The 20,718-nt window shown below is 41.2% G+C and carries 18 protein-coding genes; 10 read left to right on the top strand and 8 right to left on the bottom strand.

The annotated features are described in order from the left end of the window. Positions 1 to 354 precede the first annotated feature (354 nt). The 3 genes from I3257_RS12140 (at position 355) to I3257_RS12130 (ending at position 3,193) form a co-directional block, all read left to right on the top strand. Positions 355 to 1,041 (top strand): DUF2628 domain-containing protein, encoded by a 687-nt coding sequence (locus I3257_RS12140; protein WP_238049914.1) that lies wholly within the window; start codon positions 355 to 357, stop codon positions 1,039 to 1,041. Between the two features lie 349 nt (positions 1,042 to 1,390). Then, the gene (locus tag I3257_RS12135; RefSeq protein ID WP_238049913.1) at positions 1,391 to 1,894 is read left to right on the top strand and encodes a hypothetical protein; all 504 of its coding nucleotides are present in this window, start codon (positions 1,391 to 1,393) and stop codon (positions 1,892 to 1,894) included. A gap of 99 nt (positions 1,895 to 1,993) precedes the next feature. Further along, on the top strand, positions 1,994 to 3,193 hold the full coding sequence (locus I3257_RS12130; protein WP_238049912.1) for a hypothetical protein: 1,200 nt from the start codon (positions 1,994 to 1,996) through the stop codon (positions 3,191 to 3,193). A gap of 126 nt (positions 3,194 to 3,319) precedes the next feature. Here the strand turns inward: I3257_RS12130 and I3257_RS12125 are convergent, their stop codons facing one another. The 5 genes from I3257_RS12125 to I3257_RS12105 all read right to left on the bottom strand — a co-directional run bounded on the left by I3257_RS12125 (position 3,320) and on the right by I3257_RS12105 (position 8,486). Further along, positions 3,320 to 4,327, bottom strand: a complete 1,008-nt coding sequence (locus I3257_RS12125) for a YhdH/YhfP family quinone oxidoreductase (RefSeq protein WP_238049911.1) — start codon at positions 4,325 to 4,327, stop codon at positions 3,320 to 3,322. An 81-nt stretch (positions 4,328 to 4,408) separates the two neighbouring features. Then, positions 4,409 to 5,386: a zinc-binding dehydrogenase gene (locus tag I3257_RS12120; RefSeq protein WP_238049910.1), complete on the bottom strand. Its 978-nt coding sequence runs from the start codon at positions 5,384 to 5,386 to the stop codon at positions 4,409 to 4,411. A 172-nt stretch (positions 5,387 to 5,558) separates the two neighbouring features. Continuing rightward, entirely contained in the window at positions 5,559 to 6,236 is a 678-nt protein-coding gene (locus I3257_RS12115) for a GDYXXLXY domain-containing protein (protein ID WP_238049909.1), read from the bottom strand. After that, positions 6,233 to 7,441, bottom strand: coding sequence for a DUF4401 domain-containing protein (locus I3257_RS12110; protein WP_238049908.1), 1,209 nt, complete (start codon positions 7,439 to 7,441; stop codon positions 6,233 to 6,235). The genes I3257_RS12115 and I3257_RS12110 overlap by 4 nt, the downstream gene beginning before the upstream one ends. Further along, complete coding sequence (locus tag I3257_RS12105; RefSeq protein ID WP_238049907.1) at positions 7,434 to 8,486, bottom strand: DUF2157 domain-containing protein; 1,053 nt, start codon at positions 8,484 to 8,486, stop codon at positions 7,434 to 7,436. Before I3257_RS12105 ends, I3257_RS12110 begins: the two co-directional genes overlap by 8 nt. 857 nt (positions 8,487 to 9,343) lie before the next feature. Between I3257_RS12105 and I3257_RS12100 the strand changes: the two genes are divergently transcribed. The 5 genes from I3257_RS12100 to oppF all read left to right on the top strand — a co-directional run bounded on the left by I3257_RS12100 (position 9,344) and on the right by oppF (position 15,470). After that, positions 9,344 to 11,011 (top strand): ABC transporter substrate-binding protein, encoded by a 1,668-nt coding sequence (locus tag I3257_RS12100; protein ID WP_238049906.1) that lies wholly within the window; start codon positions 9,344 to 9,346, stop codon positions 11,009 to 11,011. 301 nt (positions 11,012 to 11,312) lie between these two features. Further along, positions 11,313 to 12,233, top strand: a complete 921-nt coding sequence (gene oppB, locus I3257_RS12095) for an oligopeptide ABC transporter permease OppB (RefSeq protein ID WP_045442924.1) — start codon at positions 11,313 to 11,315, stop codon at positions 12,231 to 12,233. Positions 12,234 to 12,323: 90 nt separating this feature from the next. Further along, on the top strand, positions 12,324 to 13,229 hold the full coding sequence (gene oppC / locus I3257_RS12090) for an oligopeptide ABC transporter permease OppC (protein WP_060490135.1): 906 nt from the start codon (positions 12,324 to 12,326) through the stop codon (positions 13,227 to 13,229). A 12-nt stretch (positions 13,230 to 13,241) separates the two neighbouring features. After that, a complete protein-coding gene (gene oppD, locus I3257_RS12085; protein ID WP_238049905.1) occupies positions 13,242 to 14,438 on the top strand; it encodes an oligopeptide ABC transporter ATP-binding protein OppD in 1,197 nt (398 codons plus the stop codon). Positions 14,439 to 14,441: 3 nt separating this feature from the next. Beyond that, positions 14,442 to 15,470 (top strand): murein tripeptide/oligopeptide ABC transporter ATP binding protein OppF, encoded by a 1,029-nt coding sequence (gene oppF / locus I3257_RS12080; RefSeq protein ID WP_087814920.1) that lies wholly within the window; start codon positions 14,442 to 14,444, stop codon positions 15,468 to 15,470. Positions 15,471 to 15,931: 461 nt separating this feature from the next. On the opposite strand, the gene I3257_RS12075 is transcribed toward oppF, so the two are convergent. Then, complete coding sequence (locus I3257_RS12075; protein ID WP_238049904.1) at positions 15,932 to 16,186, bottom strand: DUF2798 domain-containing protein; 255 nt, start codon at positions 16,184 to 16,186, stop codon at positions 15,932 to 15,934. Positions 16,187 to 16,446: 260 nt separating this feature from the next. Here I3257_RS12075 and I3257_RS12070 point away from each other — a divergent pair, with 260 nt between their 5' ends. Next, on the top strand, positions 16,447 to 17,151 hold the full coding sequence (locus I3257_RS12070) for an aspartate/glutamate racemase family protein (RefSeq protein WP_238049903.1): 705 nt from the start codon (positions 16,447 to 16,449) through the stop codon (positions 17,149 to 17,151). A gap of 25 nt (positions 17,152 to 17,176) precedes the next feature. Here the strand turns inward: I3257_RS12070 and I3257_RS12065 are convergent, their stop codons facing one another. Beyond that, positions 17,177 to 18,220 carry a nitronate monooxygenase gene (locus tag I3257_RS12065; protein ID WP_238049902.1) on the bottom strand — a complete coding sequence of 348 codons (1,044 nt, stop codon included), beginning with the start codon at positions 18,218 to 18,220 and terminating at the stop codon, positions 17,177 to 17,179. A 199-nt stretch (positions 18,221 to 18,419) separates the two neighbouring features. Here I3257_RS12065 and I3257_RS12060 point away from each other — a divergent pair, with 199 nt between their 5' ends. Then, on the top strand, positions 18,420 to 20,303 hold the full coding sequence (locus tag I3257_RS12060; RefSeq protein ID WP_238049901.1) for an AAA family ATPase: 1,884 nt from the start codon (positions 18,420 to 18,422) through the stop codon (positions 20,301 to 20,303). Between the two features lie 116 nt (positions 20,304 to 20,419). Here I3257_RS12060 and I3257_RS12055 read toward each other — a convergent pair. After that, a partial coding sequence (locus tag I3257_RS12055) for a DsrE family protein (protein WP_238049900.1) occupies positions 20,420 to 20,718 on the bottom strand: 299 nt, incomplete at its 5' end.

The raw sequence follows: 20,718 nt of genomic DNA, 5'->3' as shown, positions 1-20,718 counted from the left end.
AAACGGTAACGGTGTTAACCTAGCTAGATGTACAAACACGTACTATCTGCGCTCGGTTGCCTTGTTACCATTTTAGACTACGTAAACTTATCTAAATAGCTTTTCAACTCATGTTTTATGAATTGATATACGACTAATCGATAATTAGATTAGTTCAATATAGCGGTAAAAAAGCACTCAACTTGGTTGGGTGCTTTTTTTGGTTAAAACAAACAGGCAACTAAGAATCCTCGAATTTTTCATTGAACATTTGTCTTTATTATCTATAATATACTCAACTTTAATTGGCTGTTATTTATTAAAGTCGAGATAAGCCTATCAACCGTTCAGTATTTAGTAAAATTAAGGGATAAGATGCTTTGTAATAATTGTAATCAAGAAAACGCAAGTGGGGCAGTTGTTTGTTCAAACTGTGAACAACCTCTCGCTAGTGTCCAAGCACAAACACCGCCACCATTAACGGCGGTTAATATTTCTAAAGATGCGCAAATCCCGCAAAACCATTCAGCTTCCAGTTCTGAAAGTGCTGATGCTTTATTAGCGACTTTCGTCGGTAAAAAGTATGACAGTTTTTATCGTGACAAATGGTTTAAGGACAGCGAGCCACGCTTAGAGGTTAATAATGATGGCTCTAGTATACACAGTTTTAATTTGGCTGGACTTCTCTTGGGAACGTCTTGGTTGTGCTATCGTAAAATGTACCTAGTAGCCTTGTGTATTGTACTTGGCATAAATACGGTCGATTTGATTTTAATGCATCTGCTCGGTATGGAGGTGTATAGCTCTATAGGCCAAACCAGCTTTTTTGTCGCATGGGCAGTACTGACAGGACTTTTAGGTAATTATTTTTACTTTAATCACAGCGTCAAAAATATAAAAAAAGTCATGAGCAACACAGCAGACCCAGCGACGGTCGAACAGGAGTTAGCGGCAAAGGGTGGTACGTCATGGGTTGGCGCCATCGTGGGTAGCATATTGTCAGTATTGCTATCAATGGGTATGTCCTATTTGTTTGCGCCTGATTGGTTTTGGTTAGTATAAGTCACTTAAAAGTCGGTTTAATTAAGCTAATGGTGTTCTTTGTATGACTTTTAATTGTGGAATTTATTCATAACCTTTCCACCCTTATTTCATCTTACTTATAGCAGACTCAGGCTAAGATATTATCAATATTCAAATCCAGTATGAGACTGTTATGACGCCAAAAAATAAAAAATACATCACATATCTTGTCCTATTTATTCTCTCAGTAAGCTTACTGAATTCTCCCTACTTTGGCAGTTTTGGACCGATTTTGAGTTTGCTGACTCTGCTATTTTTTCTCATTGCTGGGTTATTATTTTCGGTGTTAAATATATTCAGAAAAGGATATAAAAAGCCATTTTCTTATATGCCATTAGCGATATTTCCCATAGTTACTGTGATTGCATTTTATCTTTCAGCAATCGGTATGGGTAATCAAGCGCATTTTTTGCTGAATAAAAGCAATTTGCAGGCTATAGATACCCTCAGCCAAGATGCCAACGTCTACCAAATAAGTAATATGCGGCGTCACCATAAGATACTAAATGACCAGCTTATCTCCAATGATGATAGCTATACAACTGAGCGAGAGATAGCGGCAGCTTATGCTGGAAAGATAAGGGCAGATGACTTAGATGTAGAAAAAGTCGCTTTACTACGTAAGAAGCTAGATCGCTCAGGTATCGTTAGTATGGCACGAGAGGACGGTTATATCGTGCTAACGATGGGTGGATTTTTGGATAATGAATTTGGCTACCTAAAAGCGCCGAATAATGATATTGAAGTTGGTTATATGATACCGCCCTATGCCCTTACGGTAATATCTCTCACGGAGCTGCATAATGGTTGGTATTTTTATTATACGACGTGAGTATTTTTTGTGATTGAAAGATTTATTGATTTTCTAAATTTCTAACTATTGTGCTATCTTTGAGGTTAGCTTTAATTATCGAACAAAAGGAACTTATGAGTGGCTGAAAATCCTAAAAAAGATAGTAAAACACCATCTATGTTAGAGATCAGTGAAATGGTTGATAAAATTCAGAGACAATTGAATCCACTATCTTTTGGTGGTAAAGCAGTAGATAGTATTATGCCGAGGATGGCAAACTATGAACAGCTGCATTCAGCTGCTAGTATTGCAAATAAGGCTTTTCAACAATCAAGTCTAATGCCTGCTTATTTTGAAAACCAAAGCGCAGTAGAAATACTTGCTCAGTCACGAGCTGAAGAAATGATGGCTTTCAATTTTGAAGAATCAAATAGTTTACTGAAAATGGCGAGTCAGCATGGGCTTCCTAATTCAGCTGTAAATATTGCAGATATTGCTAACAAGGTTGCTCAAACATTAAGCTTAGCTTCTTCTAATGTTGTAGATCAAAGTGTTATTGCAAGGCAAGCTCAGTTAAGCATTCCAGAAGCAATAGCTTTTAAAGATACGTTGCTTGGAATGAAGGAAGGACAGAGTGCCTACAGTAGTATTATGTCTGCAAGAGAGAGTCTGATACAGAGTAAAGGAGGAACTAGCGTATATGAAAATATGATGTCATCAGTAAATCTAATTAGGGACTCATTAGAACCATATAGAAGCGCTTTTGATGCAGTGCGTACCTCATTTGAAGCAAGCGAAATGTCTAAACTTGTGGGAGATATTCAATCTCAAAAAGCTATTACTAACTCAGTTTTATTAGATTATGCAGATGTTTTTAAGCAGGTTGAGTTACTACATAATCTTGAGTCATTTAAAGCACTAACTAGACTAAAGAACTTTCCTTTCGAAGATATGGTGCGAATTGATTTAGATAGCATTCCAGATTTAGAAGAGAATATTAGTGAAACTATAGTAGAACTAGACTCAGAAATAAGTGACGAACTATCTTTAGTAGACGATTTTAACGAGCTTTCCGAAGAAAGACGTACTGTTCTACTTGGTTTGTATCAAGTTTATTATTACTCAATTATATTAAATTGCCTATTTATACTTATGTGGCTCCAAGTTTTTTTAGATGAAAAGTTAGATTTAACAAAGAATACTTTTATCTTTGTTGAAAAATCAAAAGAGAAATTATCTTATATTAGTAATGTCTATAGACCGAACCCATCAGCAATGATCGATAATTTTGTTGTAGGTGGGTCTCTAATGTTACTAGCTAAGATTCTAGGCTGGTAGAAGTTGAGAGTCATTTTAAATAAATATTGATTTTATTTATTCAAATAGTCTTTATGAAAAAGTAATGGCAACCCTCCAAAAAAGAACGCTACCATTCTCTAAAAGTTAAGCTTTAAACCGCAAACCCTAACCCCGCACATTCACCACATAACGCCCAACCACTTTGCTCGACATAAAGCGATCTAAATATTCTGGCGTTTGCTCAAGCGTAATCTCTTCGCCATAGCTTTCAAGATTAGGCAGCTTCATATCAGTCGCGACACGCTGCCAAATAGCTTCTTTGTCAGCCAGTGGAATATACACTGAATCGATACCCAATAATGACACCGCACGGGTAATAAAAGGTATCACCGACATCGAAAACTCAGCGCCGCTTGCTAAACCACAACTGGTCACTGCACCACCAGATTTGGTTTGCTTTAGCAGGTTGGGTAAGTAGTCGCCGCCAATGGTATCAATAGCATTTGCCCACAGCTCACGACCGATAGGCTTGTTACCGATTTCATTGATGGTATCGCGATGACGCACTTCGCTCGCGCCCAATGCTTTTAAATGCTCGCTTTGCTCTGGCTTACCTGAGAAGGCAATCACCTCATAACCCAGCTGCTTTAAGATTGCGATGCTGATCGTACCGACGCCGCCTGTTGCACCAGTTACCGCGACTGGACCATCACTGGGTTTTGCGCCCATTTTTTCTAGTTTTTGGATACTGAGTGCTGCGGTTAAGCCGCCCGTACCGTAAGTCATTGCTTCTTTTAGCGTCAGTGTTTCTGGGCAGGGCAATGCCCAATCGGCAGGGATAGAGATCATCTGACCCAGACCGCCATCGGTATCCATGCCCAAATCATAGCCAAATACCAATACTTCTTGCCCTGTGGTAAACGTGCCTGATTTGTCGTTGACGACAACGCCTGCTGCATCGATACCGGGGGTATGCGGATATTGTTTGGTGATTCTTTTATTGCCCGATGCCGACATCGCATCTTTGAAATTTAACGAGGAATAATGCACTTCTATTAACAAGTCATTTTCTGGCAAGTCACTGACGTTGCGTTCTTGAATACTTTTGCTAAAGCTGCCGTCGGTAGTTTCTTCGACGACTAAGGCTTTAAAGGTTTTATTATTAGATATCATATTATTCCTAGTGAAGTTTTTTAGTGTGTATCTTTATTTGCACGTACATCATTTGCAAGTACATAGATGTAAGGCAATAATTTATGCTTTTAACAACACTTTACCATTCTTACTTGCCTGCAATTTACCATCGACGGCCTTGACGATATCTGCCAAATCAAACGTCGCCTCAACGGGCAGTTTTAAATTGCCATTGTTAGCACGTTCGATTAGCTCATCAATCAAACGCTGTTTGTTTTCAACGCTCATTTCTTGACTAATTTTGCTGCCCCAAAAGCCTTTGATCGTCGCTTGTTTAAAAATAATATGGGTTGGATCTAGCACCATTGGTTTGCCTGACATGATGCCAAACGATGCCAATGTGCCACCATGACCCAATAACGCCAGCAGATCATTACTCGACTCACCACCGATAGAATCAACCGCGGCACTGATTTTCTCATCACCAAGGATGGCTTTTACTTGATCCTTCCAGTCGTCATCTGAGGTGTTGATATTATGCTTGATACCCAATGCTTCTAATTCCTTGATAGCATCGTCACTTCTCACGACATTAATGGTATTAATACCACGCGCGGCGGCTAGCATGGCGAGCGATTTCCCTACCGCGCCATTGGCAGCATTATGAATCACCCACTGACCGCTTTTTAGTGCTAAAAACTCAATCAGCATCAGCGCGCTGAGTGGCATCGCAATGAGCTGCGCCGCCATTTCGTCCTCTAAGCTATCAGGCATGACGAATACCATGTCTTTTGAGGCGACAAAATACTCTGCCCATGTCGCTTGTACGCTCGCCGCTGCCACGCGCTGACCCACTTTTAAGTCTTTGACATCCTGACCGACGGCATCGATAATGCCAACCGCTTCGCTACCACCAACCGCTGGCAGCTCAGGTTTAAAGCCATATTGACCGCGAATGGTTAATAAATCATGGTTGTGGATAGAGGCGAGTACCATTTTGACTCGGACTTCATTGGCTTTTGGTTCAGGAATAGGCGTGTCACCTAAACTGAGAACGTCAGATGGTTTACCGAAGGTATTATAAGTTGCGCTACGCATAATTATTTCCTTTATTTATTTTTAGGTTGTGAGCAACAGTAACAAGTTTGTCTCCGTACCCTCAATGTTACTTTAGTTAAGGAATGTTATGTATTGCTCGTATCGCGTGTAGTAAAGCATGAGAAGTAATGCATGATAAGTAACGAATAAGTAGTCGCACGATTAACGTCTACTAAGAGGCTTTATCCTCTTGGCTTAAGTCGCCGACGATGACTGTGAAATCACCGTCTACCATCTCTGTGAGTAATGGCTCGCCTTTGTCATTGACGCGAAACAGACCATATTCAGCCGCTTCAAACGCCTCAGCATGACCTTCTTGAAAGAAGAATGCATTGGTCGCCAATTGCACACTGCCGTTACGGATGCGGTAATAAATGGGCAGCTCACTTTTAGTTAACTCTTCACGACTATTACTATCAGCTAAGCGGACAAAATGTCCTACATTATTACCATCGATTTTCACAATGACATAACCATCGCTTGGCTCATAAATACGAAAATCTGTATCAAGCTCGTCTAATTCTACATCTAGTTCTGAGCCTAATTCGTCTTGTGTTGAATGAGGGTGCTTTGGTCTCATGGCATCAAAAATATCGCGCTCCAGTGCATAACTTAACACCATATAATCGCCTTGCATAAAACCACGGGGATCAACGGGTGCAAGTGCTAATAATACCGTTTTTCCAGTGGTGAGATGGTTTTCGTATTTGATGATATTCATCGTCATTACAATCAATATCAGTGCTAACCCAAGTAAGGCAACAGTGATGGTAACGGCTCGTTTTTTTAGCCAATGCGTGGATGGTGACGTGTCATCAATCAAGCGCTTAGTCAAAATTTTATTTTTCATGATAGGCGCTCCTGATGTTCGTTGGCGCTCATTGTCAAATCAGTATCGTCGATAAGGGAGTTAGCGAAATAGCGTTTAATCAATAGCCAACGCCCCATCAGCATGGTCAGTCCGACGATGAACATTAAGAGAGATTTGATTAGCAACGAAGTATCGAGCTGATAGTAATACCAAAATACATAGCTGACCAAGGCGGTGACGCCCAAACCTAACAGTACCCGTTGGCTATTGGCGATCGCAATGACGATGATAAGGCTGGTCGCTAGCAGTCCTGAGACGTAAATCGATATTATCCCAAGCAATACAATCGCACCACCAATGAAGAGTCCCGCTACTGATAGTAATTTAACGTCGTAACGTTTTAGAATCAGATAAGCGGCATAAAGGCTGGCGAGTGTAAGCATTCCTTGCGCCAAATAGTAATTGTAGCGAAAAGTGTCGCCATAATAAGAAGCAAGACTATGACTATGTTCAGCGGCGATAAAGTAAACAGAAACGCACAACAGCATCAGCGCACTGGCGTAACCAAGGGCTTTAATAATATCGAAAACATCCGCTCGCCATTTACTGGGTATACGCTGCAATAGAGAATAACGTGATAGGTTGCTGCCAGTCGTAATCAGTGCCAATAGCCCCAAACTGACCTCAGGTAGATGGTAATAGTTAAGCAAATAAACCGTCAAACCTAGCGTCATTATGCTACCCAATAGGCGATAGATACGGTTGGGCATAATGACCGTCATAACGGCTTGCACGATTAAAAAAAGCCAAACATCTATAGGATGTGACAAATTATTATCAAATAAAGCAAAGGCAATGTAGGCCTGCCCAGCCGAGCTAATGGCCAATGCTAGGCTGCTGATAAAGGTATTATCACGGCTTTGCTTGTTTCTAAATAGCACAAAACCCGCCGCGCTGAGTACTAGACCTGTAATTAACAAGGCAATCATGCTGTCAAAGCCATCGATGCCAAACAATAATAAAGACAGAAAGGCGATTAGAAACAGACTCGCTACAATACCGCTAAGACCAAAAAGTATTTGTATAAACCAAGGAATATCGTTTTGAGAGTGATTATTCACTATCGTTGCCTTAGCGCTGGTCTCACCAGTACGGGCATCAACCGCATTGCCATCAATCAATCCAAGCTGTTGCAGCTGTAAAAGGACATTGTCCGAGTGTTGATTATTCATATCATTACTCATAATTACCTCCTTTGACGACAGCACTGGGTATATTGTTTTTGCTGTTTAAACGTGCCGCATGACGCAGCCAAACAACCGCCGCTGAACTCATGCCAATCAATAATAGGGCTAAGATGAGAAAACCACCCATATCAAAATTGTCTAAAAACAACTTACCCGCCCAAAACATCACCACGACAATGACAGAGCCACATAAATAGGTCAGCATTAATAGATTGATGCGATACCAATAAAATCGCCAAACCATAAATCCGCACCAGCTCATCCATAGCAGCAAAGCGATCAGCGTCATTAAAATATTGGCGTCATCAAAGACATAAAGAATGGCAAGGTAGGTAATAAAATAGCTGCTGAGTAAACCGACGACATAAGCGCTCCAATCCAGCTCGGACTTAAATCGGCTGCGTGTGACTGATGGTGGTTGACGGTCGATAAATACGAGCCACAAGTTTAGCGCCACAAAATTAACAGCGGCAAGCACGCCTATTTGTAAGACACCTTCATAGAAGTAACTGACGAAGGCAAAGTCTGTAACGCCGAAATATAGGATGAGACCAGTATTGATTAGCCCCAACCATAGCAGCCATAGCGCAGGGAAGCGGGCGATGATTACCCAAGGAATAATCAATACGGCCCAGCCAAAAAACAGCTGCCACGTATCCGCGCCCGTTTGATACACCTGCCCAAATAGCGCCAATAAGCTACCCGTAATCACGCTAGCAATAAGCAATAATAATTGGCGAATAAGCTGAAACCGTCGCCTAAAAGAGAGCACAACGTATAAGGCAATAGTGACAACCAATGCCCCTTCAACCAAAGCGAACTTGCCCATTTTGCCCATATTTATCCAGTTATAGGCAATAAAAAATACCAGCGATAATACCAGCGCTATCGCCCCGATAATCAGCATGGCTTTATCAAAAAAGACCAGCCATGAGCGTTTGCTAGGATAGACTTGCAAATGAATCGCTGCATCGTTGGCATGCTTCAATGGCAGTATGCCTTGCTTGAGTAAATGCTCGATAGTACGCCGTGGTTGGCTCATAGCGTCCTCTAAATAAAAAGATGATGTTGCTTATCTTAGCTTTTTTGTGAGAGGCAGGTGTACTAAAGTTTATAGTTTTTTACTCAATAAAACTCAATACGACTGAGCAAATGCTCTTGGATGAGATAGGCGCAAATATAAGCGCTCGGCCACGCGACTATACAATCAAAGTTTCATCAAAAGATCAGCGTTATTAGCTTTATAAAAAGGAATTAATAGTGATATTGATAGGTATTTATTCTAAATTTAGTGATTTTTATCATGATCTTACTCAGCTATTACAAAAATAAGTAATTGCAAAAATGAAAAAGTTGCACGATTCTGAATAGCGAATAGGTCTAGTTTTGAGTGTCGAAAATACCACACTATTATTCATCAGCATAGGCTTAAAAATTCTAGTGTGTGATTAGTTATTAACAATAGTCTTATAAATAAAATTCATCATATCTACTAGGGTTTTATTGCTTGATAGCATTGATTTCATTCACTTGACAGTGATAATTAGTGATTTAGAAACTGAAATTTGTAGTAATAAGACAGGCTTCGAATGAGCGGTAGCATATTGCTGATGAAAGGTAATAAGTAGCTATAAAAATTACTAAAGTAATAGTAATCTCATCTGATTTTTGGTCGTCGAAACTGCTTTGACGGCAACCTTATTTTGCTTGTTAGTATCGGCGAGGAATTAAAACTTATTGACATTTGTATCGTTTTTAATTACTAATAGTTGTCTACAATATGACCAATAGTTAGTTAAAATATTGTTAATAAACATAGTCAATATACGGATATATTAACTCGAATCACTACTATTTAGTTGATCCGCCCAGCCACTGACCAGCAAGGATAGCTATTATATGATGCGCACTCCTAATCACTTTTTGTCCTCTATATTTCTGCCTACCTCTCTTGCGCTCGCCATGTTTATGACTGGCTGTAGTAGCGATAAGTCTGGCACTGACAGCCAAGCAGCTGCCGTTGATCCTAATGTACTGGCTGATACTCAAGCGCTCGTCGTCAATAATGGTACTGAACCTGAATCACTTGATCCACACAAAGTATCGGGTGTACCAGAATCTACCCTTGGCCGCCAGATGTTAGAAGGTTTAACGAATACGGATGCCGAAGGTAAGACCATTCCAGCAATGGCAACCAGTTGGGAAAGCGAAGACAATAAAGTATGGACCTTTAAGCTGCGCGATGCTAAATGGTCAAATGATGATCCAGTAACGGCAGAGGATTTTGTCTACAGTATGCGCCGCTTGGTCGATCCAAATACTGCGTCGCCGTATTCAAGCTATTTGGTCGATGCCAAAGTAGTCGGCGCTGATAAAATTGTTGATGGTAAGGCTGGCATTGAAACCCTTGGCGTAAAGGCTATCGATGATAAAACTTTGCAAATTACGTTATCAGAGCCCGTGCCTTATTTCCCAGATATGTTGATTCATAATTCAGTCAAGCCCGTTCATAAAAAGACCGTTGAAGCCTTTGGTGATAAGTGGACAGCTCCTGAGAACATCGTGGTTAACGGTCCTTACAAGCCTACCCAGTGGCAAATTAACGACAAAATCGTTTTAACGCGCAACGCTTCTTATTATGACGATGCCAATACGACTATCGATACCGTCACTTTCCTGCCGATTCCTTCTAGTACGACTGACGTCGCACGCTATCAGGCGGGTGAAATCGATGTGACCTACAATGAGATTCCAACCGAGCAGTTCGCTTCGCTTAAAGAGCAAGTGGGCGATCAGCTAACCGTATCTCCTTATCTTTGTACTTATTATTACGAGTTTAATACGGTCAAGCCACCGTTCAACGATCCCAACGTACGCCGCGCTTTAGCCTTAGCTTTGGATCGCGATACCATTGCGGATAAAGTTATCGGTCAAGGACAGACGGCCGCTTATCAGTTGACACCCCCTGCCACCAATGGCGATATTGCAAATAGTCCAGAATGGTCGACTTGGGATCAAGAAAAGCGGGTTACTGAGGCCAAAAAACTGCTCACTGAAGCAGGCTATAGCGATAGCAATCCACTGACTTTTGAGCTGCTATACAACACCAATGACAATCATAAAAAGACTGCGGTCGCGGCTACTTCACTATGGAAGCAAGCGCTCGGCTTCGTCGATGTGACTTTGACCAATAAAGAATGGAAAACCTATTTGGATACTCGCCGTAATGGTAATTATCAAATCGCGCGTGCTGGCTGGTGTGGTGATTATAACGAAGCGTCAGCTTTCTTAAATATTGCCAAATCTGACAATAGTGGCAACTACGGTAAATACAATAATGCTAACTTTGACAGTTTAATGGCGCAAACGCTGAAAGCTGGCGTTAGCCCTGAGCAGCGTGCCAATCTATACAAGCAAGCTGAAGCTCAGCTCGATCAAGATATGGGTTTACTGAACATTTATCATTACGTCAGCCCGCGTCTAGTAAAACCTTATGTCATTGGGTTTCCAACTAAGGATATATTAGACAATTGGCAGGTAAAAAATCTCTCAATTGCTAAGCACTAATCGTTTGACTGATCGCTGAACAATTCTATCGATTGAATGTCTGAGAGCGGTAAAAGCAGCTGGTTTCATTTATCGCTCTTATCAAATAACGCTGATAGCGTCATTAGTTTCATTTTTCACAGCCACTCTTATTAGGCGTGTTAGATGAAACTTTTGTTATTTATAAACGACGATTATCAATATTTTATTTAAAACCAAGTCATTGAATATTGCTAGTTGAACGATAACTGGGCGTTAGGTTTGTGCTAGTTATCTCATTTTAATTTAGCTGAAAAATAAGCATCATTATAAAAGAGGTATTATGCTAAAACTGATTTTTCGGCGTATCTTAGAGGCCATTCCGACCTTATTCGTATTGATCACGGTCTCCTTTTTTATGATGCGTTTGGCGCCAGGCAGTCCGTTTACGGGTGAGCGTAGCTTGCCACCTGCGGTACTGGCCAATATCGAGGCCAAATACAATCTCAACGATCCTATGTGGCTACAGTATGTTAATTATCTAAAGCAGCTAGCGGTAGGCGACTTTGGACCGTCTTTTAAGTATAAAGATTATACGGTTAACGAGTTGTTGTCGCAGTCGTTTCCTGTCTCTATGGAGTTGGGTCTATACGCTTTTATATTGGCATTGGTCTTAGGACTTATCTTCGGTGTTATCGCAGCCCTTAAGCAAAACTCATGGATAGACTACGTACTGATGGCCTTTGCTATGACAGGCGTTGTGATTCCAAGCTTCGTTAAAGCGCCATTATTAGTGCTGATTTTTGCCATTATTTTGCAATGGCTACCGGCTGGTGGCTGGAATGACGGGGCACTCAAAAACCTTGTATTACCAGTCGCCGCTTTAGCGCTCGCTTATGTTGCGAGTATTGCTCGTATCATGCGCGGCTCGATGATTGAGGTGATGAATAGCCAGTATATCCGAACGGCTAAGGCGAAAGGTTTGCCGATGCGCCAAATAGTGATGAGGCATGCACTGAGACCCGCACTACTACCCGTTATCTCTTATTTGGGCCCAGCCTTTGTCGGTATTATCACAGGCTCTATTGTGATTGAGACTATCTTTGGTTTACCTGGTATCGGACAGTTATTCATTAACGGCGCACTCAATCGTGATTATGGGGTAGTGCTTAGTTTGACGATTTTAGTTGGGGTATTGACCATTGCCTTTAATGCTATCGTCGATATTTTATACGCGGTAATTGATCCAAAGATTCAGTATTAAGGCGACCATTTAAGCGCATTATCATCCCAATAAGGTTTGATAGGGATCATTCATTATTATTATGCTAAATAGATTATTAAAAGGACGACTATGAGCCTTACCGCAGACCAGACAACTGACCTAGCAGAAATAGGGGCTCAGGAAATCAAAGGCCGTAGCCTTTTGCAAGATGCTAAGCGCCGTTTTTATCGCAACAAGGCCGCCGTAGCCAGTCTTTTTATCTTGCTACTCGTGGCTGCTTTCGTCATCTTTGTACCGATGTTAGCACCTTTTGGCTATGCCGAAACCGACTGGAACTTTATGCAGTCCGCGCCAGCCATCGATAATAAGCACTACTTCGGTACTGATTCACTCGGTCGTGATTTGTTAGTGCGAACCGCAGTAGGTGGTCGTATCTCCTTGATGGTAGGCGTCGCCGGCGCTACGGTTGCAGTGATTTTCGGCACGATATACGGTGCAACGTCAGGCTATCTTGGTGGCAAAGTCGATACCGTGATGATGCGCGTATTAGAGATTTTAAGTGCCTTTCCCTTTATGTTTTTTGTGATTTTATTAGTCACTATTTTTGGTCGTAACCTTATCTTAATTTTTGTGGCGATTGGACTGGTATCGTGGCTGGATGTTGCGCGTATCGTTCGCGGGCAAACGCTAAGCCTGAAGAGTAAAGAATTTATCGAAGCTGCGCACGTAGGCGGCGTATCAGGCTTTAATATTATCTTACGCCACATCGTGCCCAATGTACTCGGGGTGGTGGTGGTTTACGCCTCTTTATTAGTGCCAACGATGATTTTGTTTGAGTCATTTCTAAGCTTTTTGGGACTTGGTGTTCAAGAGCCGATGACCAGTTGGGGAGCGCTGTTGCAAGAAGGCTCAAAAACCATGCAGGTAGCACCTTGGCAGATTTTGATTCCTTCAGCTTTTTTGGTCATTACTTTATTTTGCTTTAACTTTATTGGCGACGGTCTGCGTGATGCGTTTGACCCTAAAGACCGCTAAGAGGGTGACATCATGAAAAACCAAAGCATGGAGGGTAAAAGTATGGAAGATAGAAACATAGCAACTCAAAAGATTCATAACGCCGCCAACGCGCCTAGTGCTCCTGAGAAAATAGAGTCTAATACTGCTACCTTTAATATAGGTACTGATTCAGCGCTCGATAAGCCACCTAACGCAGAAAACACCTTGTTAGCAGTCAACGATTTATCGGTACAGTTCACGACCGAAGAGGGTCTAGTAACGGCGGTTAATGGCTTAAATTTTAACCTACATGAAGGCGAAACCTTAGGTATCGTTGGTGAGTCCGGTTCAGGTAAGTCGCAGACAGCGTTTGCTATTATGGGGTTATTGGCAAATAACGGTTATGCCAAAGGTTCGGTACGCTTTGAGGGTAATGAGCTACTAGGATTGTCACAAAAAGCACTAAATAAGATTCGTGCCGAGCAGATCGCGATGATCTTCCAAGATCCGATGACCTCATTAAATCCTTATATGAAGATAGGCGACCAGCTCGCTGAAGTATTGATTTTACATAAAGGCATGAGTAAAAAAGACGCTTGGGCCGAATCCATACGAATGCTAGACGCAGTTAAGATTCCAGAAGCCAAGAACCGTATTGGCATGTATCCGCATGAGTTCTCAGGTGGTATGCGTCAGCGGGTCATGATTGCGATGGCATTATTATGTCGCCCTAAGTTGTTGATTGCTGATGAGCCAACCACCGCGCTCGACGTTACTGTTCAGGCGCAGATTATGGTTCTATTAAACGAGCTAAAACGCGACTTTGGCACCACCATTATTATGATTACCCATGATTTGGGAGTTGTGGCGGGTATCTGTGATCGAGTACTGGTGATGTATGCTGGGCGTACCATGGCGTATGGAGAGACTGAAGAGATTTTTTATGCCCCAAGTCATCCATATACCATTGGGCTACTAAAAGCCATTCCACGTTTGGATAACGATATGGGCAAGCTTGAAACCATTCCAGGTAGTCCACCAAATTTATTAGATTTGCCAGCAGGCTGTCCTTTTTATGAGCGCTGTTCTCATGCTATGGAAATCTGCCGTGATACACCGCCACCGCTGGAATTTCTACCGAACGAGCGTCAACGCGCTTGTCACTGGCACCCTGAAACACCCGTTAATCACTCACTAGATAGCTCAGCAGATATCGATGCCAATAATCAATCAGGGATGGAGGGCTAGCTCATGATGATACAGAATTTAGATAGCGCCAAAAGCAATAACCCAGCACCGTTATTGCAAGTAAAGGACATTCATACCACCTTTAATATCAAACAAAAAGGTACTTACTTTTGGCAGAAGCCTGTCACTCTAAAAGCAGTTAATGGGGTATCATTTGAGCTATTCGCTGGTGAGACTTTAGGGGTGGTAGGCGAATCAGGCTGCGGTAAATCAACACTCGCCCGTACTATCATCGGATTGATACAAGCTGACTCTGGCAGTATCAAGTTTTGTGATGAAGAGATGGTGGGTGCGTCCAAAAAGACCATGAGATTAAAGCGAAAAGATATTCAGATGATCTTTCAAGATCCGCTGGCATCACTTAACCCGCGCATGACTGTAGGGGATATTATCGCCGAGCCTCTTCGCACTTATTATCCTGAAATGAAGAAGCCTGAGGTGCAAAACGAGGTGCGCGCCATCATGAAAAAGGTGGGGCTACTGTCTAATCAAATTAACCGATATCCGCATGAGTTTTCAGGTGGTCAGTGCCAGCGAATAGGCATTGCTCGAGCACTGATATTAAAGCCCAAAATCATTATCTGTGATGAGCCAGTCTCCGCCCTTGATGTCTCGATTCAGGCGCAGGTCATTAATTTATTGCAAGATGTGCAAGAAGAGATGGGGTTAGCGCTTATCTTCATTGCCCATGATCTCTCTGTGATTAAGCACATTGCTGATCGGGTATTAGTCATGTATTTAGGCAACGCCGCCGAACTGGGTTTGAACAAAGCCGTATATGGTAATCCGACTCATCCCTATACCAAAGCACTGATGTCAGCTGTACCGCTACCTGACCCTATTGCTGAACGTAACAAGGTCATTCAGTTATTAGAGGGTGATTTACCCAGTCCAATCAATCCGCCGTCAGGTTGCGTTTTTCGCACCCGTTGTCCACTAGCTGATGAAGAGTGCGCACAGATTAAGCCCGTGTTAGAAGGCACCATAAATCACCGAGTGGCTTGTTTAAAGAACAAGGTCGAGGTGGCCTAAAAGTGGTTTTTAGTTTTTAGTTTTTGGTTTATGAGTAATGACTGTATTAAAAGCAGGCGGACTTATTGAAATGCTCTTAATACAATCTAATACTTTTACTCATTGGTTTTAAACGTCAGGAGTTAGCATCAATCAATCTCACCGATATCAATAGCTATTTCATTAAGTAATATTAAGTAATGTCGTTAGCTGACCACGATGGTGGGCTTGGAGATTGACTTATTACGCGAGTAATTAGGAAGGTCATTAAAGCCTCTTATCCAGATCCAGTCACTTATCATAAGATGACTCAACGTCCCTAATATCCAATCAAAAAACACCCTTTTATCTTCGCATAAAATACCTTTAGCAAGGCTGTGTATACAGCCACAGATTTCTTAATTCATAGCGGCATGATGATTTACCATCAGCTCACAGCAATGCTTCATCATGGCATTCTCATACTTTAACTTCTAGCTGGTTCAATAAAACTCAATACGACTGAGCAAATGCTCTTGGATGAGATAGGCGCAAATATAAGCGCTCGGCCACGCGACTATAAAGGCATATTTCCATGAGTGAAACAGCGTGCTAAAGAACCCATCGACGAATCCCACATTGATCAGCAGCAATGCAGTTGAGATAATCGTGGACATCAGCAGTGCCATTAAAAAGGTAAAAATAAGCCGATAGTACTTGCGCCGTGTGCGTATTCTAATGGTAGGGAATTTTGCCATAGTGTGGAGGTGTCCTACATGGTGATGGTGGCGTTTGATGAACGATGAACGATGTTGCGTAGCGTCATGGGTCGTCATTACTAACCATGATATCGTATGTTGATAAGTGGATAAAATCGTTATTATCAATGGTGACATTCGTTATATTTTAATGACTGTTGTCTCATGCATCAAAATAAAAATTTCTGAAAAATAACAAACTAAAGATGATTAGTTTTGCTACGATAAAGTCGATTACAACCCACAAATAAGGCAATAAAATGACCGTGCACAAGCAGCGAACATTGGGCATCATCGGTGGTATGAGTTGGGAGAGTAGCGAAAGCTATTATCGGCTGATAAATGAGGGTGTCAAGGATAAGCTGGGTGGCTTACATTCAGCAGATTTATTCATACATAGCGTGGACTTTGCGTTGATTAATAAGCACCAAGAGCAAGATGAATGGGCAGCGCTGGGTGTAATCATGGCTAGCAGTGCTCAGCGTTTGCAAGCCGCTGGCGTACAAGGGATCATGATTGCCTCTAATACAATGCATAAATTGCTCGATGATGTGCAAGCCGCGACGCATTTACCCGTTATTCATATCGCTGATGCCACTATTGCCGCCATCAAAAAACAGAATCTGTCTAAAATTGCTTTACTGGGCACTCAGTTTACGATGACGGAAGATTTTTATAGGCAGCGTTTGGTGGATGCAGGGCTTCAAGTGTTGATACCAGAGAGTGATGCGCGAGCAGAGGTACATCGAATTATCAAAAAAGAGCTGTGCGTCGGTGAATTTAAAGACCGCTCGCGCCAGTATTATCAGCAGGTGATTAAAGATTTAGCGGATCAAGGCGCAGAGGGCGTTATCTTAGGCTGTACAGAAATTGGACTGCTCATTAAACAAGCAGATAGCCCAATTCCAGTATTTGATACCACTTTGATTCATGCAGCGGCAGCGGTGGATTTTTTATTAGAGTAGCGCGGACTGATAAAAGTATTTAAGCCTATAACGTTTTGACCAAGCGCTCTAACAGCTCAATCGTGCGCTCTTGTCTGACCAAAGCGACGCCTTGTCCTGCCCATAAAGACTGATATTCTGGGTCAAGATTATTGGTCGCATGACCACGAAAAAATTTGGTCATCGCATTTAATTGTGGATAGGGTGGTAGCTCATGCGCGCTTTCAAAGCGAGCAAAATCACGCAAATAATCATTTAATAAACCACGAGCCTGCTTACCTGAAAACAGTCTCGTTAAGCGTGTCTCAGTACTGCGCTTATTTTCACTAGCATCAAGTAATGCTTGCTTATAAATGTCATTAATGCCGCATTTATCTGTGGTCAAAAACGCCGTTCCGATTTGCGCCAGCTCAGCGCCAGCCGTTTGTACCGCTTTGATATCTTGCCCAGTCATGATGCCACCTGCTGCAATTAACGGAATATCGGTACACGCGCGCGTTTGACTAATCAGCGTCAATAATCCCAATGGATCGTTTTCACTTTGCGCGAGCCAGCCACCGCGATGTCCACCAGCTTCGACTCCTTGTACACATACCGCATCAGCACCAATATCGCTCCATGCTTTTGCTTCTAATGGATGATTTGCCGTCCCGATGACACGCGTGCCTAGATCTTGCAGATGCTGAACTTGCTCGGCGCTGATAATGCCAAAGGTAAAACTGGCGACGGCGACTGGATTGTCATAGAGCACTTGTAGCTGATCGGCAAAGCTTAGCGCTGGGCGTTCAGGTAGCGCAAACTCTATATTGTTTTCTTGATAGTAATGACTTAGCCAAGCAGGGATTTCGGTATCAAAGGTGCTCGACTCATGCTCAGACAACACCATTAAATTGATCATAAAAGGGCGATCGGTGAGCGATTTAATGGTGTCAATATGGCTATGCAAAACCTCTGGCGGCGTCATGCCCGATCCCAATGAACCCAGTCCACCAAAGTTACTCACCGTCGCTGCCAGCTCAGGGGTGGTTGCGCCTGCCATCGGTGCTTGCACGATGGGATGGGTTAAATTAAGGGTATTCAGTAAGGTCATGACGGGCTTCCTTTTTGTTCTATTAGATTTTTTATCTCACTTACTTTAACAGAGGTAGGCGGTGCGTGTGTTGGATAGTGTTTATTTAGTTGCTGAATAGAAGGGGTGAGTTTTGGCTACGGATTTTGTAGTTAAAAAATATTTTACTGTGCTATTGGAGCTGTTAAAGTGTTGATACATAAAAATAGGATCTTTAAAAATGTTAAGTCATGACCTTTTATTGAACTTAGTTGACGAGAGCGTAGTCAAGCTTCAAAAATACAAAGAAATAGCAGAGTTCTGTGAAATCAGTATTCAACCATTTGAAGAAGCTCTTAATTATTTCTCTAGATTAGAAGGAGCCTTACATGTGCATGAACATTTAAAAGAGAACTATCTGCAGCAGCTTCAAGTTGATAGCTCTAAAATCATGCAATCGTTTAAACTCACAACTAAATTCGAAATATCTCAAATACATAAAGATTTTTATAAAATTAATATTAATAAAGGTTTGTCTCAGTTTGGAATTAATACAAAGGTTGCAACTTTCAATCTAAATATATTTATTAAATTTAATTTTTTTAACAATAATATCGTAGCAATAGGAGCAAATGGCAGCGGTAAATCTACTTTGTCGGCAAAATTAAAAGAATATTTACCCACATCAGCAATGACAATTTCGGCTCAAAAATTGTTAATTATTCCTGTTTTTAAGAATATTACTAACCCAAACGATACTATAAGAGATCTACATAAATCACAATCTTATGAAAAATCTACTAGATTTAAGCTGGACTCCAATGAAAGCTACTCTCCAGAAGCTAATGCAATTAAAGACGAATTTAAATTTTTGTTGAACAATTTGTTATCAGAGAACAATACGTTAAACAATAGATATGTTCAGTCTGTGAGAAGCGGAGAGGCTTGCGAGTTACCTAGGTCTAAACTGACTAACACTATAGAAATCTGGAACTCACTTATCGAACATAGAGTACTAGAATGCTCTGATGGTATTAATATTAATTTAAAGTCTTTAACTTCTGAAGATAGTTATCCTGCGTATCAAATGAGTGATGGTGAAAAAGTTGTTTTATACTATATAGCTCATGTACTACAAGCACCTCAGGATGGTTTTGTTATTGTTGATGAACCAGAAATATATCTCCATAAAACACTTTTAAGTAAGCTGTGGGATATACTAGAAACAGAGCGAGAGGATTGTATATTTGTCTATCTTACTCATGATTTAGAGTTTGCTACCAGCCGAAACACTGCTAAAAAAGTATGGATAAAGTCTTTCAATCATCCTGATAAATGGGAGATAGAAAACATACCAAGTAATGAACTTCCTGAAGCCTTACTTTTAAAACTTTTAGGCAGTCGTAAGCGTATCCTATTCTGTGAGAGCGAAAGTGGTAAAATCGATGAGAAAATTTATAATCTTTTATTACCGAACTTAACTATCACGCCAGTTAAAACATGCTTTGATGTTATCAATTATACGAAAGCATTTAATGAGCTACCTAACAGGACAGCGGAATCATTCGGTTTGATCGATTCAGATCATCATGATCCTGATAGGTTATTAAGTCTACAAGCTCAAAACGTATTTTCATTGAACGTGTCAGAAGTTGAAAATTTACTATTTGACGAAGGTTTTCTAAGAGACTTTAGTAGACAGATGATGTGTGATGGAGATGTGGTTTCTACTATAAAAAGTGAGGTAATAGAGAAGCTGTCGAATACTAAAGAGCTACAAGTCGCAAATTATATATCTGCCAAAATAAATTACTATTTTAAAAGCTCTCATGTTTCTAAAGGGAATACACGAGACGATGTCAAAAATCATTATTCCCATTTTACGGATAATATCAATATCGACAAGTGGCATGATATTCGAGAAATTGAATTACAAGATATTATAGATAGTCAAGATTATGATAGGGCATTATTTGTGATTAATGATAAAGGCTTAAAAACTATAGCTAATAGAAACTTCAACATAGGCAACTTTCAAGAAAGAGCTCTTAGCTACTTACAGTTCAATCATGATAGTCACCAGCACTTGCTAAAGCATTTGCCGAGTGAGTTGACAGCAGAGTAAATTAAAGACGGTTATATTAAAAACTGAAAAGAGTTATCAATTTGAACTGATAACCCTTTTCAATATATTTGAGAAAACTGACCTATTTTTATAAACTTATAGCTTAAATTTAACGATTAATTCAACTGCAACGACCCTTTCGCATTCATCAGCAGCTCAACCACATCATCACCGCTAATCACTTCAAAGCGCTTATCGATTGCGGATTCTTCCACGCCGTTGTGCTTCATACACGCGCCGCAGACCAATACGTTACCACCTTTTTCGATAAAGGCTTCTAGCAATTCGCCCGCAGGTTCAAATGGTGCGCCAATATTGACCTTATCTAACGCGCTCGGTAATGCCAAATGTACTGCATCTACCATCAATATCACTGAGGCAGAATGACCTTTTTTAAGTGCCACACCTGCCATCG

Origin of the sequence: Psychrobacter sp. Ps7 (assembly GCF_022129225.1) — a bacterium.
Classification (GTDB): domain Bacteria; phylum Pseudomonadota; class Gammaproteobacteria; order Pseudomonadales; family Moraxellaceae; genus Psychrobacter; species Psychrobacter immobilis_A.
The sequence above is the reverse complement of the archived record's forward strand: the minus strand, read 5'-3'. Positions and strand labels throughout refer to the sequence as shown.

What these genes read in the sequence shown, in the direction of transcription:
- I3257_RS12115 (WP_238049909.1), bottom strand. Translation starts at nt 6,236, where the DNA reads ATGAAAAATAAAATTTTGACTAAGCGCTTGATTGATGACACGTCACCA.
- I3257_RS12100 (WP_238049906.1), top strand. Translation starts at nt 9,344, where the DNA reads ATGATGCGCACTCCTAATCACTTTTTGTCCTCTATATTTCTGCCTACC.
- I3257_RS12105 (WP_238049907.1), bottom strand. Translation starts at nt 8,486, where the DNA reads ATGAGCCAACCACGGCGTACTATCGAGCATTTACTCAAGCAAGGCATA.
- I3257_RS12070 (WP_238049903.1), top strand. Translation starts at nt 16,447, where the DNA reads ATGACCGTGCACAAGCAGCGAACATTGGGCATCATCGGTGGTATGAGT.
- I3257_RS12140 (WP_238049914.1), top strand. Translation starts at nt 355, where the DNA reads ATGCTTTGTAATAATTGTAATCAAGAAAACGCAAGTGGGGCAGTTGTT.
- I3257_RS12110 (WP_238049908.1), bottom strand. Translation starts at nt 7,441, where the DNA reads ATGAGTAATGATATGAATAATCAACACTCGGACAATGTCCTTTTACAG.
- I3257_RS12060 (WP_238049901.1), top strand. Translation starts at nt 18,420, where the DNA reads ATGTTAAGTCATGACCTTTTATTGAACTTAGTTGACGAGAGCGTAGTC.
- I3257_RS12125 (WP_238049911.1), bottom strand. Translation starts at nt 4,327, where the DNA reads ATGATATCTAATAATAAAACCTTTAAAGCCTTAGTCGTCGAAGAAACT.
- oppB (WP_045442924.1), top strand. Translation starts at nt 11,313, where the DNA reads ATGCTAAAACTGATTTTTCGGCGTATCTTAGAGGCCATTCCGACCTTA.
- I3257_RS12120 (WP_238049910.1), bottom strand. Translation starts at nt 5,386, where the DNA reads ATGCGTAGCGCAACTTATAATACCTTCGGTAAACCATCTGACGTTCTC.
- oppD (WP_238049905.1), top strand. Translation starts at nt 13,242, where the DNA reads ATGAAAAACCAAAGCATGGAGGGTAAAAGTATGGAAGATAGAAACATA.
- oppC (WP_060490135.1), top strand. Translation starts at nt 12,324, where the DNA reads ATGAGCCTTACCGCAGACCAGACAACTGACCTAGCAGAAATAGGGGCT.
- I3257_RS12065 (WP_238049902.1), bottom strand. Translation starts at nt 18,220, where the DNA reads ATGACCTTACTGAATACCCTTAATTTAACCCATCCCATCGTGCAAGCA.
- I3257_RS12075 (WP_238049904.1), bottom strand. Translation starts at nt 16,186, where the DNA reads ATGGCAAAATTCCCTACCATTAGAATACGCACACGGCGCAAGTACTAT.
- oppF (WP_087814920.1), top strand. Translation starts at nt 14,442, where the DNA reads ATGATGATACAGAATTTAGATAGCGCCAAAAGCAATAACCCAGCACCG.
- I3257_RS12135 (WP_238049913.1), top strand. Translation starts at nt 1,391, where the DNA reads ATGCCATTAGCGATATTTCCCATAGTTACTGTGATTGCATTTTATCTT.